Below are 15165 nucleotides of genomic sequence, written 5' to 3'. Positions count from 1 at the left end.
GCCTCGGGTGCGGGCGCCCAACACACGGTCGGTACTGACGGCGACGTGAACGACGGAGGCGCGGTCAGTGCACGACGGAGCCGCCGTCGCCGGGGACGACGAACTCCATCTCAAATGTCATAAAAATCAGGCGCCACCGGTGTGCACGCTGAACGCCGAACGACGGGCCGCCCGGGCCACGCCCGGGTCCGGGTGCACGCCCGAGACCGCCGTCAGCACCGAGGCCGCCCGCGGATGCCCGGACTGCCGGGCCCGGGCGAACAGCCGCACCGGGTCGCCCGCCGAGGCGCCCTCGACGTGGCCCACCAGCAACTCGGTCTCCCCGTGGTCGAGCACCGCGGCCGCGGTGTCCACCCAGAGCCAGGCCGCGTCCTCCGCGCCCAGCACATCCGCCGGGGAGACGCCCTCGTCCGCGCGCTCCGCCAGCCACAGCAGCGCGTAGGGGCGCAGCACCGGCGCGTCCACGGCCGCACGCACCGCCTGCTCGGCCGGCCCTCCGGCCACCCGCAGCGCCTCGAAGGCCAGGCCGCGCACCAGCGCGTCGTCGCCCCGGGCGGCCTCCAGCAGCTCGCCCACCGCGCGGTCCGCCGGACGGGCCGCGACCCAGGCGCGGAACTCGGCGCGGGCCGGGCCCGGCGAGTAGTCGGCGCAGGCGTTCAGCAGTTCGAAGGCGCTCTGCTCGATGTGCCCGGCCGCGGTCTGGGCGACCGTGCAGATCTCCTCCAGCTTGGCCCGCACCGCCCAGTGGCCGAGCGGCGACAGCTCCGCGGCATCGTTCCTGCGCACCAGGGCGCCGACCGCCGCCAGGCCGTCCAGCATCCAGTCCAGGACGGCGGCCACGTCCGAGGGCGCGGCCGGGGTGTCGATCTGCGGCGCGCGGCAGGTGCCGCGGACGGCGGAGACGGCCGAGGCCGCGTGCGGCACCGGCGACAGGCCCGGCCCGCCGAGGCCCGCGCCGACCCGGCGCTCGTCCAGCCCGCGGCGCAGCAGCTCCAGCAGCTCGCTCTCGGCGACCGGGCCGTCCACCAGGTGCAGGAAGGAGAGCAGCTGCGGAGCCTGGTCCACGGCCTGCCCGGCGAGTACGGCGAACACGCCGCGCAGCGCGGCGGGCGGCACCGGGGCGAGCAGGGTCCAGGCGTCGAACAGCGCCGACCAGCCGCGCACCACGGCCTCGTCGTCGTGCTCCCAGGCGTGCAGGCGCCAGCCGGGGCCGGCTCCGCCGTCCCGGGCCTCGACCAGACCCACCAGCAGCGCCTGCCCCCATGCCTTGGCGGCGGCGCCGACCGTCATGGCCAGCGCCCGGCCCGCCGCACGGGCATCCTCGGGGAGCAGCTCGCCGCGCTTGTCGACCTCGGCCAGCTCGCCGGCCCAGCGGGCGACCCGAACGGCGTCCACCAGCATCCGGCGGGCCAGCGGCGCCAGCTCGGCGGGTGCCGGGAAGCCCTCCGGCACGGGAACCCGACCCCGCCCGGGAGCCGGAGCCGGCCCCCGTCGCCGGGGTACTCCGTTACGGGGGACACCCGCCCCACCCGGCCTGCCACCGGCGGGCCGTTGGGCCGTTCCGGGGAGACGGGTCACCGTCGCACCGGTACCGATCGTCGGCGGGAGCGGGGCATCACGGTCGCGCGGGTTCCGAGACGTCACGTCGAGCAGTCTTCCCCTTGTACCGGCCTTCTGTCACATCCGGTTGTCCGTACGACAGGGCGAGCGGCGGCGGCACCTCCGCAAGATCGGGCAACAGCGGCAAACCGCCTGGCCGGAAACGTATGGCCTGCCCATGCCATCCCAGGCGCCTCGGTTGCCGGGAATACTCGGCCGGTCACCGTGCGTACGGGTGGGGGGTAAGGGATCGGACCAACTATTGCCCCTGACGACGTGCCGGATTTCGCACCGGCAATCCCCTCCCCCCGACTTCCGGCCGGGCTGTCCAGCCCGAATCCGGACGGATGGCTGGCGGGGGTTGGGGGATCGTGCTGCACGAGAAGTCGGACGGGCCGACTTCTCGTGCGCGCTCGACGTCATGGGAGAAACGTTCATTCGTGGACGGGGGGAAGCCGAACGGAAAAACCGACGGGACCCGGCCGAAAGCGCCCCGCGCGGAGAGGGGGGCTCACGCGGGACGGCTCGTACGGCAGCACTCGCGCGGAAAGGGTCGCATGGAACGGCTCGCGCGGAACGGCTCGCGCGGAACGGCTCGCGCGACAGGACTCGCGCGGAAGGCGGCTAGAGCAACGGAGTGAGCCACCGGCGGAGGAGTTCGGTATAGCGCTCGGGGGCGCTGTTCCAGAGGGTCGCGTGGTCGGCGCCGGGGAAGGCCTGGAGGCTGACCACGTCGCGGCGGGCGGCGGCCAGCTTCTCGGCGGCGCCGAAGGGGGCGATCCGGTCCTCGGGGCTGTGCAGGAGGAGGGTGGGCACCCGCAGGTCGGCGCCCTCGGCGATGCGGCCGAAGTCGGCGAGCTCGACGCCGGTCCGCCCCTCGGCGGCGAGGGCGCCGAGTTCCGCCGCGACGCCCGGGAAGCCGGAGCGGGCGGCGTCCCGGCGGGCGGAGGCCGGGCGGTCGAGCACGGGCGAGTCGAGGACCAGGCCCCGGACGGCGTGCGACCAGGCGGAGCGGGCCGCCGTGTGGAGGACCATGGTCGCACCGAGGGACCAACCGTAGAGGATCACGTTGCCGGCGCCGCTGTGCAGCGCCAGCCGTATCGCCGCCTCGACGTCGCGCCACTCGGTCTCGCCGAAGTGGCTGAGCCCGTCCGGGGAGGCGGGGGCGCCCCGGTCGCCGCGGTAGGTGACGGCGAGGGCGGGCAGGCCGAGCCGGTCGAGGACGGGGAGCACGGGGAGGGTCTGCCGACGGTCGGCCTCGGGGCCGTGCACCAGGATCACCCAGGTGCCGCGTTTGCCGTCGAGCTGCCAGGCGGGAAGGGCGCCGAGCTCGCCGTCGACGGCGGTGTCGGCGAAGGCGAGGCCGAGCGCCTCGGTGGGGTCGCCGAGGTGGACCCGCGGGGTGAAGCGGACCTCGGTGCCGGGGGTGAGGGTGCCCCGGTCGGCGCGGACCAGCCGGCGGGTGACCTCCTGCTCGTCGCCGTGCAGGATCTCCTCGACGACCGCGTGACCGCCGTCCGCCCACTCGACCGCCCAGCGGCCGGGGCGCAGGCTCCCGGGGCCGCGGGTGAAGGTGACCCGGCCGGGGGCGAGGCCGCGGACCACGACCGGAGCGGACTCCTGAACGGTGGTCACCGGACGGACCATCCGCTCGGATGCCCGACGGCCGATCACCAGCACGGCGGCCCCGACCGCGGCGGCCGCCACGACGGCTGCGGTTCCCCAACGCATTTCGCTCCCCGCTCTCCTGCCTCACGGACCGGACGGTGTTCGGACACCAGTTCACCGGCGCCCCGCCCGCCCGGCCACCGGGCTGGGCCGTCCGGGTCACCCGGGCGGCGGACCGGCCCTGCCGAGGAGCCGGCGGCCCTGGCTCTGCCGAGGTGGCGCCGCGGACGGGTGGCGAGGACGGCGGGCCGGCGGGAAGACGAAGGCCGAGGACGAGGACGAGGGCAGGCAGTGGCAGGCCCCGTCCTCGGCCCGCAGCGCCGACCGGTCCCACGGGCGTCAGCGGCGTCCGCGTGTGACCAACCCCTCCGTGACCTCGGTTGACTCCCGGTTCGAGCCCGTGATGGGATCCTGGGGCCAAACGGAGGCATGGAGAGGAAGCCGGTGGAAGTCCGGCGCGGTCCCGCCACTGTCACCGGGGAGCACGCTCGGAACATCGCCACGGCGGGCCGTCGACGGCCGCTGGAAGGCTCCGAGGGTGCGTTCGACCCGGAAGCCAGGAGACTCTCGCCGCCGTCACGTCGATCCAGGGCGCGGACCCTGAGTGAGGACACGCACGCGATGCAGGCTGCCCCGCCCTGCCCGACCCCGAGCTGCCCTCCGCCGTGCGACCGATGATCCCGCCCGCGCCTTCCGCGCGCCGTCCGCTGACCCGCGCCGCCGCGTTCGCGCTCGGCGCCGCCGCGGGCTACGCCGCCGACGCCCGCTTCGCCGACCCCCGCCGGGGCCACCCGGTGGCCGTCTTCGGCAGCGCCGCGACCCGGCTGGAGCGGCGGCTGTGGCGCGACGGCCGCGCCGCCGGGGCCGGGTACACGGCGCTGTGCGTGGGCGCGGTCGCGGCGGGCGCACTCGCCCTGGACCGTACGGTGGGCCGGCGCCCGCTGGGCCGGGCGGCGCTGGCGGCGGCCGCGACCTGGACGGTGCTCGGCGGCACCTCGCTGACCCGGGAGGCGCGCACCATCGGCCGCTCGCTGGCGGCGGGCGACCTCACGGCCGCGCGGGAACGGCTGCCGCACCTGTGCGGACGGGATCCGAGCGCGCTGGACGGGCAGCAGATCGCCCGGGCGGTGGTCGAGTCGGTGGCGGAGAACACCGCCGACGCCGTGGTCAACGCGCTGACCTGGGGCGCCCTGGCCGGCACGCCCGGCCTGCTCGCCTTCCGCGCCGTGAACACCCTGGACGCCATGGTGGGCCACCGCTCGCCGCGCTACGCCCGGTTCGGCTGGGCCTCGGCCCGGCTGGACGACCTGGCGGGCTGGCCGGGCGCCCGGCTGACGGCACTGCTGACGGTGGCAGCCGCGCCCGAACCGCGGACGGCCTGGCGGGTCTGGCGGCGCGACGGCTCCGCGCACCCGAGCCCGAACGCGGGCCAGGCCGAGTCGGCGTTCGCCGGCGCGGTGGGCGTCCGGTTGGGCGGGACGCTGCGGTACGGCGAGCGCGTGGAGAACCGGCCGGTACTGGGCGCGGAGCTGCGGCCGGTGACGGTGGACGACATCGAGCGGGCCTGCGCGCTCTCCCGGCGGGTGGGCGCGCTGGCGCTGGGTACGACGGTCGCGGGGCACGTCCTGCTGCGGGTGCTGGCGAAACGGGCGCTGACAGAACGGGTGCCCGCGGAACGGGTGCCGACGAAGCGACTGCTGCCGAGGATGAGGGGACGGGGATGAGCAACGCACTGCTGGTCGCGGGGACGACCTCGGACGCGGGCAAGAGCGTGGTGACGGCCGGGATCTGCCGTTGGCTCGCCCGCCAGGGCGTGCGGGTCGCGCCGTTCAAGGCGCAGAACATGTCGCTGAACTCCTTCGTCACCTCCGACGGCGCCGAGATCGGCCGCGCCCAGGCGATGCAGGCGCAGGCCGCCCGGGTGGAGCCGGAGGCGGCGATGAACCCGGTGCTGCTCAAGCCGGGCGCGGACGGCCGCAGCCAGGTGGTGCTGCTCGGCAGGCCGGTGGCCGAGGTGGGCGCGCTGGACTACCGCGAGCGCAAGCCCGTCCTGCTGGAGCGCTCCCTGGAGTGCCTGGCCGACCTGCGCCGCCGCTACGACGTGGTGGTCTGCGAGGGCGCGGGCTCGCCCGCCGAGATCAACCTGCGCGACCGCGACATCGCCAACATGGGCCTGGCCACCGCCGCCGCCCTGCCGGTGGTGGTGGTCGGGGACATCGACCGGGGCGGGGTCTTCGCGGCGATGTACGGGACGCTGGCGCTGCTGTCGGCGGAGGACCAGCGGCACGTGGCGGGCTGGTTCGTCAACAAGTTCCGCGGCGACGCGCGCCTGCTGGCACCCGGACTGGACATGCTGCGCGAGCTGACCGGCCGTCCGGTGCTGGGCACGCTGCCGATGCTGCCCGGGCTCTGGCTGGACGCCGAGGACTCGCTGGACCTGTCCACGGTGGTGGACCGGGCGGACGGGCCCGGGCCGCTCGGCGCGGACGTGCTGCGGGTGGCCGTGGTGCGCTTCCCCCGGCTGTCCAACTTCACCGACGTGGACGCGCTCGTGCAGGAGCCGGGCGTGCTGGTGCGCTGGGCGACCAGGCCGGAGGAGCTGGCCGACGCCGACCTGGTGGTGCTGCCCGGCACCCGGGCCACCGTCGCGGACCTCGCCTGGCTGCGCGAGCGCGGCCTGGAGCCGGCCCTGCGGGCGCGGGCGGCGGCCGGCCTGCCGGTCCTCGGGGTCTGCGGCGGCTACCAGATGCTGGCGCACTCGATCGTGGACGAGGTCGAGTCGAAGGCGGGCGCCGTCGAGGGCCTCGGGCTGCTGCCGACGCACGTGCGGTTCGGCGCCGAGAAGGTGCTGGCCCGCCCGGTCGGCGAGGCGTACGGGCAGCGGGTCGAGGGCTACGAGATCCACCACGGAGTGGTGGCGGTCGAGGGCGGGGACGCCTTCCTGGACGGCTGCCGGGTGGGCGCGGTCTGGGGCACGACCTGGCACGGCGCGCTGGAGAACGACGGATTCCGTCGCGAACTCCTGCGCGAGGTCGCCGAGTTGTCCGGGCGGGCGTTCGTCCCGGCGCCGGACACCTCCTTCGCCGCGGCGCGCGAGGCCCGGCTGGACCGGCTGGGCGACCTGATCGAGGAGCACGCGGACACCGACGCGCTGTGGAAGCTGATCGAGGGCGGGGTGCCGGCGGCCGGATCGCTGCCGTTCCTCCCGCCCGGGGCCCCTGGGAGTGACGCATGACCGACGTCCGCTATCCGTTCACCGCGATCGTCGGCATGGCCGACCTGCGGCTCGGGCTGCTGCTGAACGCGGTCTCCCCGGCCGTGGGCGGCGTGCTGGTGCGCGGCGAGAAGGGCACCGCGAAGTCGACCATGGTGCGCGCGCTGGCCGGCCTGCTGCCGTCCATCGCCACCGTGGACGACTGCCGCTTCGCCTGCGACCCGGCCGCACCCGACCCGCAGTGCCCGGACGGGCCGCACGCCACCCCGTCCGCGTCCGAACGGCCGTCCCAGCTGGTCGAGTTGCCGGTCGGCGTGACCGAGGACCGGATCGTCGGCTCGCTGGACCTGGAGCGGGCACTGGCCGAGGGCGTCAAGGCGTACGAGCCCGGGCTGCTCGCCAGGGCGCACCGCGGCGTGCTGTACATCGACGAGGTGAACCTGCTCCAGGACCACGTGGTGGACCTGCTGCTGGACGCCGCCGCGATGGGGCGCTCGTACGTCGAGCGCGAGGGCGTGTCGGTGCGGCACGCGGCCCGGTTCCTGCTGGTCGGCACCATGAACCCGGAGGAGGGCGAGCTGCGGCCGCAGCTGCTCGACCGGTTCGGCCTGACCGTCGAGATCGCCGCCACCCGGGACCCGGTCGAGCGCGCCGAGGTGGTCCGCCGCCGGCTCGCCTACGACGCGGACCCGGCAGGCTTCGCCGCGCGGTTCGCCGAGGAGGAGCGGGCGCTCGCCGAACGCATCACCACTGCCCGGGAGTTGTTGCCGGCGGTCGAGCTCACCGACGTGGCGCTGCGTCAGATCACCGCCGTGTGCGCCGCGTTCGAGGTGGACGGACTGCGCGCGGACATCGTGATGGCCCGCACCGCCGTCGCGCTGGCCGCCTGGGACGGGCGCACCGAGGTGCTGGAGGAGGACGTCCGACGAGCCGCCCGGCTGGCGCTGCCGCACCGGCGCCGCCGCAACCCCTTCGACGCGCCGGGGCTGGACGAGGAGCAGCTGGACCGCACCCTGGAGGAGCACGCCCGGCAGGACGACCCGGAGCCCGAGGGCGACGGGCCCGGCCCGGACGGCGACGGCGACGGCGGGCCGGACGGGGGGCCGGAGGACGGCGGACCCGACGGCGGCGGCCCTGACGGCGGCGGCGCCCCCGAGCCGTCCGACGGCGGCCCCGAGGCACACTCGCCCGAGACACCCGCCACCGAGGGCGTCGACGCCCCCGCGCAGCCGCCCGTACCGGCCCAACACCCGGCTCCCGCACGGGAGTCGGCGCCGGTCGCGGCCGGGGACCCGTACCGGACCAGGCTGTTCACCGTCAAGGGCACCGGGCGCGGCGCCCAGGGCCGCCGCTCCCCCGCCGAGACCACCGGCGGGCACACCGTCCGCGCCCGCCGCCCGCAGGGCGCGCTCGGCCGGCTGCACCTGACCGCCACCCTCCAGGCCGCCGCGCCGTATCAGGCGGCGCGCGGGCGCAGCGGGCGGGCACTGCTGCTGCGCAAGGACGACTTCCGCGAACAGGTGCGCCAGGGGCGGGAGTCGAACCTGGTGCTGTTCGTGGTGGACGCCTCCGGCTCGATGGCCGCCCGGCAGCGGATGACCGCCGTCAAGGGCGCGGTGCTGTCGCTGCTGATGGACGCCTACCAGCGGCGCGACAAGATCGGCATGATCACCTTCCGGGGCACGGGCGCCGAGTTGGCACTGCCGCCCACCTCCTCGGTGGAGGTCGGCGCGGCCCGGCTGGAGTCGCTGCCCACCGGCGGACGGACCCCGCTGGCCGCCGGCCTGCTGCGGGCGTACGAGGTGCTGCGGGTGGAGCGGCTGCGCGATCCGGACCGGCGCCCGCTGCTGGTCGTGGTGACCGACGGCCGGGCCACCGGCGGGCGGGACGCGCTGGCGCAGTCCCAGCGCGCGGCCGCGCTGTTCGCGGCGCAGGGCACGGCGAGCGTGGTGCTGGACTGCGAGTCCGGCCCGGTCCGCCTGGGCCTGGCCCGCACCCTGGCCGGGCTGCTCGGCGGCACCGCCGTCAGCCTGGACGAACTGCGCCCCGAGGGCGTCGCCTCGCTCGTCCGCGAGAACCGCTCCACGAGCCGACCCACGAGCCGGCCCGAGAACCGTTCCACGAACCACTCCGCGAACCGATCCGCGAACCGCGCGACCACCACGATGCGAAAGGCGGCCTGAGCCGACATGCCCAAGGGTGTCCCCGAGAGCGTCCCCGACGACGGCCTGACGACGCGTCAGCGCCGCACGCAGCCGATCACCGCCGTGCACACCGGCCCCGGCAAGGGCAAGTCCACGGCCGCGTTCGGCATGGCACTGCGGGCCTGGAACCAGGGCTGGTCGGTCGGGGTGTTCCAGTTCGTGAAGTCCGCCAAGTGGAAGGTCGGCGAGGAGAACGCGCTGCGCGTGCTCGGCGCCTCCGGCGAGGGCGGCACCGTCGACTGGCACAAGATGGGCTCCGGCTGGTCCTGGATCCAGCGCTCCGCCGAGCAGGAGATGTCCAGCGAGGAGGCGGCCAAGGAGGGCTGGGAGCAGGTCAAGCGGGACCTCGCGGCCGAGACGTACCGCTTCTACGTGCTGGACGAGTTCACCTACCCGATGCACTGGGGGTGGATCGACCCGGAGGAGGTGGTGTCCGTGCTCGAGAACCGCCCGGGCAGCCAGCACGTCGTCATCACCGGCCGGTACGCGCCCGAGGCGCTGACCGGATTCGCCGACCTGGTCACCGAGATGACCAAGGTCAAGCACCCCATGGACGCCGGCCGCAAGGGCCAGCGCGGCATCGAGTGGTAGACCGTTGAACACCGCCCCCCGCACCGTTCCCCGCACCGTTCCCCGCCTCGTGGTCGCCGCGCCCTCCTCGGGCGCCGGCAAGACCACCGTCGCCACCGGCCTGATCGCGGCACTCGCCGCGCGCGGGCTGGCGGTGTCGCCGCACAAGGTCGGCCCCGACTACATCGACCCGGGCTACCACGCGCTCGCCGCCGGACGCCCGGGCCGCAACCTGGACGCCTTCCTGTGCGGGCCGGAGCGGATCGCGCCGCTGTTCCTGCACGGCGCGGCGGGGGCGGACGTCGCGGTGGTCGAGGGGGTCATGGGCCTGTTCGACGGGGCCTCCGGGCGCGGCGAGCTGGCGTCGACGGCGCACGTCGCCAAGCTGCTGCGGGCACCGGTGGTGCTGGTGGTCGACGGCTCCTCGCAGTCCCGCTCGGTGGCCGCGCTGGTGCACGGCTTCGCCTCCTGGGACCCGCAGGTGCGGCTCGCCGGGGTGATCCTCAACCGGGTCGCCTCCGACCGGCACGAGCAACTCCTGCGCGAGGCACTGGAGGAGGGCTCCGGCGTACCGGTGCTGGGCGCGCTGCGCCGCTCGGCGGCGGTCGCCACGCCGTCCCGCCACCTCGGACTGATCCCCGCGGTGGAACGCTCGGCCGAGGCCCTCAAGGCGGTCGCCGACATGGGTGAACTGGTGGCCTCCTCGGTCGACTTGGACGCCCTGCTCGAACTCGCCCGGACGGCACCGGGCTTGGACGCCGAGCCGTGGGACCCGTCGGCCGAGGTCGCCCCGGTGGCCGGCCGGCCGCGGATCGCGGTGGCGGGCGGCGCGGCCTTCTCCTTCTCGTACGCCGAGAACGCCGAACTGCTCGGCGCGGCGGGCGCGGAGGTGGTCCCGTTCGATCCGCTGCACGCCTCGGCCCTGCCCGAGGGGACGGCCGGCCTGGTGATCGGCGGCGGCTTCCCGGAGCTGTACGTCCGCGAGCTGAGCGGCAACGCCCCGCTGCGCGACGCCATCGCCGCGTTCGCCGCCGCGGGCGGGCCGATCGCCGCCGAGTGCGCCGGACTGCTCTACCTGGGGCGGGAGTTGGACGGTCTGCCGATGTGCGGCGTACTGGCCGTCGACGCCCGGATGACCGAACGGCTCACCCTCGGCTACCGGGAGGCGGTCGCCCTGCACGACTCCCCCCTCGCCCCGGCCGGCACCCGAGTGCGCGGCCACGAGTTCCACCGCACGGTCTGCGAGCCCGGCGCGGGCGAACTCCCCGCCTGGGGCTGGCGCCTGCCGACCGGCCCCCGCACCGAGGGCTTCGCCGGCGGCAACGTGCACGCCTCCTACCTGCACCTGCACTGGGCGGGCGCACCGGCGCTGGCGTCCTCCTTCACGGCCGCGGCGGCGGCCTTCGCGGCGGGGGCCGCTACGGCGGGTGCGGCCTTCGGCGGATAACGCTGCGGCGGGGTAACGACCTTCGGCGGATAGCGCCGCGGCGGGTGCGCCCCCGGCGGATAGCGCCGCGGCGGGTGCGCCCCCGGCGGATAGCGCCGCGGCGGGTGCGCCCCCGGCGGATAACGCCGCGACACCGTGCGGTGTCCGGGCCTAGGCTGCGCGCATGCATGTGATCGTCCTCAACGGCGGGTCCAGCTCCGGCAAGTCGAGCATCGCGCGATGCCTGCAGGAGCTGCTGCCGGAGCCCTGGCTGCACCTCGGAACGGACACCATGGTCGAGGCACTGCCACCCTCGCTGCGCAGCGGCGGCGAGGGGATCGGCGGGCTGGAGAGCGGGGACGGGACGGTCGAGGTCGGACCGGCGTTCGCCGCGCTGGACGCCGCCTGGACGCTCGGGGTGGCGGCGATGGCCCGGGCCGGGGCCCGGATCGTGGTGGACGAGGTGTTCCTCGGCGGCGCGGCTTCACAGGCCCGCTGGCGGGCGGCACTGGAGGGCCTGGACGTGCTCTGGGTCGGGGTGCGCTGCGATCCTGCGGTGGCCGCGCGGAGGGAGGGCGCACGCGGCGACCGGGTGGCCGGGATGGCCGCCGCGCAGGCGGAGGCGGTGCACCGGGGGGTCGCGTACGACCTGGTGGTGGACAGCTCGCGGGCGGCCGCGGCGGACTGTGCCCGGGCCGTGGCGGCACGGGTGGCGGCCGCCGACTCGTCGGACGGGCCGGCGGACGGGCGGGCCGGCACCCCCGCGTAGGGTCGCGGGCTACTCCCGGTCGAGCAGCGCGGCGAGGTAGGACGCCACCTCGTCGCGCAGTTCCTCCGGCGACGGGACGTGCCAGTGCCCGCTGCCCGCCGTCGCGTTGAACAGGACGCCGTCGCACCAGCGGATCAGGCGCCGGGCGTCCGCCGTCGGGGCGGCCGAGCCGCTCCGGGCGAGCAGCGCGGCGGCGATGTCGGCGAAGCGCCCGCCCAGCCGGTCGTAGACGGCGCGCAGTTCGGGCCGCCGGGTGGCCTCCAGGGCGAGTTCCAGGCGGGCCAGGGTGAGCCGGCGGCCGGTGGTGAGTGCCTGGTGCAGCAGGTCGGCGCCGACCCGGACGAGGAGGTCCCGCGCGCAGGCGGGGGTGGGCGACGCCGCGGCGGAGGGCTCCGCAGTGAGGACCGGGTGCTCCTCGGTCTCCCGCTCGACGATCCGGGTGAGCGCGAGTTCCAGCAGGGCGGCCCTGGTCCGGGCGAGGTTGGAGGTCGAGCCTGAGGGCAGTCCGGCCTCCTCGTCCACGGCGCGGTGGGTCAGCCCGCGCAGGCCGCGTTCGGCGATCAGGGTGATGGCGGCGTCGGCGATCAGGGTGGGGCGCGGGGGCGTCATGGGTCCGATCATGGCCTCTCTCCTCGGACGATCCCAAACCACTACAGCAGTAGTTTCCAGTGGACTACATCTGTAGTACGGTGCTGGGCAGACGCACACTACGGACGTAGTGCAAGGAGAGGAGCCCTCCCGTGGGCAGCCCACAGAGCAGTCGGCAGGCGATCGTCATCGGCGGCGGCATCGGCGGTCTCGCCGCGGCCCTCGCCCTCCACCGCCGGGGCGTCCCGGTCCGCGTCCACGAGCGCGCCGACTCCCTCGAACCCGTCGGCGCCGGGCTCGCCCTGGCCCCCAACGCCCTGCGCTCCCTCGACCGGCTCGGTGTCGGCGAGCGCCTGCGCGCCCTCGCCACCCCGCACCCCGCCATCGGGCTGCGCCACCCCTCCGGCCGCTGGCTGGCCCGAACCAGCACCACGGCGTTCGAGGCCTACTTCGGCGACACCATCGCCGCCGTCGCCCGCGCCGACGTCATCGACGCGCTGGTCGACGCGCTCCCGGAGGGCACCGTCCGCACCGGCTCGCCCGCCACCCTCGTCACCCCCGGCGGCCCCACCGAGCCCGCCGTCGTCCGCACCACCGACGGGGAGGAGACGGCCGACCTGGTCGTCGCCGCCGACGGCATCCGCTCCCCGACCCGGAGCCGGCTCTTCCCCCGACACCCCGGCCCCCGCTACAGCGGCTTCACCACCTGGCGCGCCGTCGTCACCCCCGACCGCCGCCCGGCCGCCGCCGGCGAGGTGTGGGGGCGCGGATGCCTCGCCGGGATCGTCCCGCTCGCCGACGGGCGGGTCTACGTCTACGGCGCCGCCCTCGCCCCGGCCGGCGAGCGGGCCGCCGACGGGGACGAGCGGGCCGAACTCCTGCGCCGCTACGGCGACTGGTGCACCCCGGTACCGCAGCTGTTCGCGCTGGCCGAGCCCGAGCACGTCCTGCGCCACGACGTCTGGGATCTCGCCGACCCGCTGCCCGCCCACCACCACGGCCGGGTCGCCCTCCTCGGCGACGCCGCCCACGCGATGTGTCCCTTCCAGGGCCAGGGCGCCTGCCAGGCCATCGAGGACGCCGTCGTCCTCGCCTCCCTGCTCACCCCCGGTACCGACCCGGCCGCCGCCCTGCCCTCCTACACCGCCGCCCGGCTCCCCCGCACCACCGCCGTGGTGGCCGGCTCCCGCCGGATCGGCGACCTCGTCGCCCTCCGCTCCCCCGCCGCCACCGGCCTGCGCACCGCCGCTCTCACCCTCGCCGGCCTCCTCCCCGCCCGCGCCCTGCTGAGCCGCTCGGCCCCGACGTACGGCTGGCAGCCGCCGGCCCTGGGCGAGACGGGGTGAGGGGGCATGCAGTCCCGGGGCCGAAGAGCACGCACACCACGGGGTGTCGGCGTCGAGGCCGGGTCAGAGGCTGTGCGTCGGTGCCCCTCGCGCGCCGGGGGCGGGGCGTAGACGAGGTGGACGGCGCGGGCCGCCTCGTCCACGACCTACCGCACCCGGTCGCCGGCGGTCGCCTCGCACTCCCACGGCGGCAGCTCACGGCTCGGCCACCTCGCCGTCATCGTCACCGGGCAGGGGCCCGGGGAGTTCGGCCGTCGGTTCCGGATCCGCGACGGCTCTCGCCGCCCCGCCGCGTGACGTGCACGCGCTGGGCCCGCTCCACGGTGTCCGCGACACGCTCGGAGTTCTTCGACGACTCCGAGCACGCCACGCTGGGAGTCGACATGGCTCGACGAAAGTTCGGAACACGTTCCGCAGTCCATCGCGGCGGGGTCACCAGGCCGCGCGTGTCGGTGGGTGTTGCGATGATGCGTGCCATGGGTGACTCCGGCCGACGGGCCATCGCCGAGTACTGGGACGCGGCCGCCGCGGCCTTCGACCAGGAGCCCGACCACGGGTTGCGGGCGGGGCCGGTACGGGCGGCGTGGGTGCGGCGGGTGCGGGGGTGGGTGCCGGGTGGGCCGGCGGACGTGCTGGACGCCGGGTGCGGCACCGGGTCGCTGGCGCTGCTGCTCGCGGCGGACGGGCACCGGGTCACGGGGGTGGATCTGGCGCCGCGGATGGTCGGGCGGGCCAGGGCGAAGCTGGTCGCGGCGGGGCTGACGGCGCGTTTCCTGGTGGGCGACGCGGGCGCGCCGCCGCTCCGGGACGGGAGCTTCGACGTCCTGCTGTCGCGCCACCTGCTCTGGACGCTCCCCGAGCCCGAGCGGGCGCTGCGCGCCTGGGTGCGACTGCTGCGGCCCGGCGGCCGACTGGTCCTGGTCGAGGGTCGCTGGCGCGAGGCCGGGCGGACCGCCGACGTCCCGCCGCCGTACCCGGCCGGTGCAGGGCGGCTGCCGTGGGGCGGCGGGGTCGGGGCGGAGGAACTCGCCGCGGCCGTCCGGCCGTTGGTGTCCGAGCTACGGGTCGAGCCGCTCACCGGGGAGGCCGAGCTGTGGGGCGGCCCGGTGGACGACGAGCGGTACGCGCTGGTCGCGCGACGTTGAGCGGCCTGCGGGGCGGCCGCGTCAGGCCCGCCTGCCGAAGGTGCCGTTGAGCGGGCGGGTCGGACCGGTGGCAGGCGGCGCAGCGCAGCCGGGTGTAGATCGCCACCGCGCCCATGAAGACGTCCTCGCGCCCGTCGGCCGTGGACGCGGAGGAGGCCGGCTCCCCGCAGTCCAGGCAGACGCGGCGCGGCCGGGCGGCGATCGAGCAGGCGCGGCAAATCAGGTGGGTCGGGTGTTCCGCGTGCACGACGACGGGCTGCGGGCTGCCGTACAGCAGGTGGTCGCACCACGTGCAGGACTCGTCCTGCTGCGACGCCAGCATCCGGGCCCGGGTCTCCTGCTGCCACTTCGCGGCCTTCTGCACCGGCACTCTGACGGGCGGCCCCCACCCGGAGGCGGTGAGCCACTGGGCGCCCTCGGCCCCGGCGGCCCGCAGCTGGTCGTCGACGGCGATGTCCCTGGGGGTCTTCCTCTTCATCGGGGCCTCTCCTCCGGTGGGCTTCCGCAGGGGATAACGCGGTCGGGACGCGCCTGGACACGCCGCCCGGCGTGCGGCCCCGTCGGTGCAGCCCGCTTGCGCAGCCCCTGGCGACGGCCCAGGCCGGGCCGACTCGGACGGGGCCCGACTCGGACGGC

At 76.3% G+C, this 15165-nt stretch carries 12 protein-coding genes and 1 riboswitch; of the genes, 8 read left to right on the top strand and 4 right to left on the bottom strand.

Features of this window, described 5'->3' with window-relative positions; genetic code table 11:
• Positions 1–126: 126 nt before the first annotated feature.
• Both ACWDBE_RS09770 and ACWDBE_RS09765 read right to left on the bottom strand, forming a co-directional pair.
• The gene (locus ACWDBE_RS09770) at positions 127–1452 is read right to left on the bottom strand and encodes a hypothetical protein (RefSeq protein WP_392878342.1); all 1326 of its coding nucleotides are present in this window, start codon (positions 1450–1452) and stop codon (positions 127–129) included.
• Between the two features lie 771 nt (positions 1453–2223).
• Positions 2224–3330, bottom strand: a complete 1107-nt coding sequence (locus tag ACWDBE_RS09765) for an alpha/beta hydrolase (protein ID WP_449789414.1) — start codon at positions 3328–3330, stop codon at positions 2224–2226.
• Positions 3331–3701: 371 nt separating this feature from the next.
• Positions 3702–3834: riboswitch (cobalamin riboswitch) on the top strand.
• 107 nt (positions 3835–3941) lie between these two features.
• Here ACWDBE_RS09765 and ACWDBE_RS09760 point away from each other — a divergent pair.
• From ACWDBE_RS09760 to cpt, 6 genes are all read left to right on the top strand, one after another.
• Positions 3942–4991, top strand: coding sequence for a cobalamin biosynthesis protein (locus ACWDBE_RS09760; protein WP_449789413.1), 1050 nt, complete (start codon positions 3942–3944; stop codon positions 4989–4991).
• The gene (locus ACWDBE_RS09755; RefSeq protein ID WP_449789412.1) at positions 4988–6502 is read left to right on the top strand and encodes a cobyric acid synthase; all 1515 of its coding nucleotides are present in this window, start codon (positions 4988–4990) and stop codon (positions 6500–6502) included. Before ACWDBE_RS09760 ends, ACWDBE_RS09755 begins: the two co-directional genes overlap by 4 nt.
• On the top strand, positions 6499–8664 hold the full coding sequence (locus ACWDBE_RS09750) for a putative cobaltochelatase (protein WP_449807649.1): 2166 nt from the start codon (positions 6499–6501) through the stop codon (positions 8662–8664). Before ACWDBE_RS09755 ends, ACWDBE_RS09750 begins: the two co-directional genes overlap by 4 nt.
• A 6-nt stretch (positions 8665–8670) precedes the next feature.
• Complete coding sequence (cobO, locus tag ACWDBE_RS09745; protein ID WP_392878351.1) at positions 8671–9276, top strand: cob(I)yrinic acid a,c-diamide adenosyltransferase; 606 nt, start codon at positions 8671–8673, stop codon at positions 9274–9276.
• A gap of 4 nt (positions 9277–9280) precedes the next feature.
• A complete protein-coding gene (locus ACWDBE_RS09740; protein ID WP_449807648.1) occupies positions 9281–10702 on the top strand; it encodes a cobyrinate a,c-diamide synthase in 1422 nt (473 codons plus the stop codon).
• 163 nt (positions 10703–10865) lie between these two features.
• Complete coding sequence (cpt, locus tag ACWDBE_RS09735) at positions 10866–11450, top strand: chloramphenicol phosphotransferase CPT (protein ID WP_449807647.1); 585 nt, start codon at positions 10866–10868, stop codon at positions 11448–11450.
• 9 nt (positions 11451–11459) lie between these two features.
• Here cpt and ACWDBE_RS09730 read toward each other — a convergent pair whose 3' ends face one another.
• Positions 11460–12071, bottom strand: a complete 612-nt coding sequence (locus ACWDBE_RS09730; protein ID WP_449789408.1) for a TetR/AcrR family transcriptional regulator — start codon at positions 12069–12071, stop codon at positions 11460–11462.
• A 119-nt stretch (positions 12072–12190) separates the two neighbouring features.
• Here ACWDBE_RS09730 and ACWDBE_RS09725 point away from each other — a divergent pair, with 119 nt between their 5' ends.
• Positions 12191–13384, top strand: a complete 1194-nt coding sequence (locus tag ACWDBE_RS09725) for an FAD-dependent monooxygenase (RefSeq protein ID WP_449789407.1) — start codon at positions 12191–12193, stop codon at positions 13382–13384.
• A 476-nt stretch (positions 13385–13860) separates the two neighbouring features.
• Positions 13861–14529: a class I SAM-dependent methyltransferase gene (locus ACWDBE_RS09720; protein WP_449789406.1), complete on the top strand. Its 669-nt coding sequence runs from the start codon at positions 13861–13863 to the stop codon at positions 14527–14529.
• Here ACWDBE_RS09720 and ACWDBE_RS09715 read toward each other — a convergent pair.
• The gene (locus ACWDBE_RS09715; RefSeq protein WP_449807646.1) at positions 14459–15007 is read right to left on the bottom strand and encodes a hypothetical protein; all 549 of its coding nucleotides are present in this window, start codon (positions 15005–15007) and stop codon (positions 14459–14461) included. The two genes, ACWDBE_RS09720 and ACWDBE_RS09715, sit on opposite strands and share 71 nt — an antisense overlap.
• Between the last annotated feature and the right edge of the window lie 158 nt (positions 15008–15165).

It is taken from the genome of Kitasatospora sp. NPDC001132 (assembly GCF_053598415.1).
This window is presented reverse-complemented; position numbering and strand designations above follow the sequence as displayed.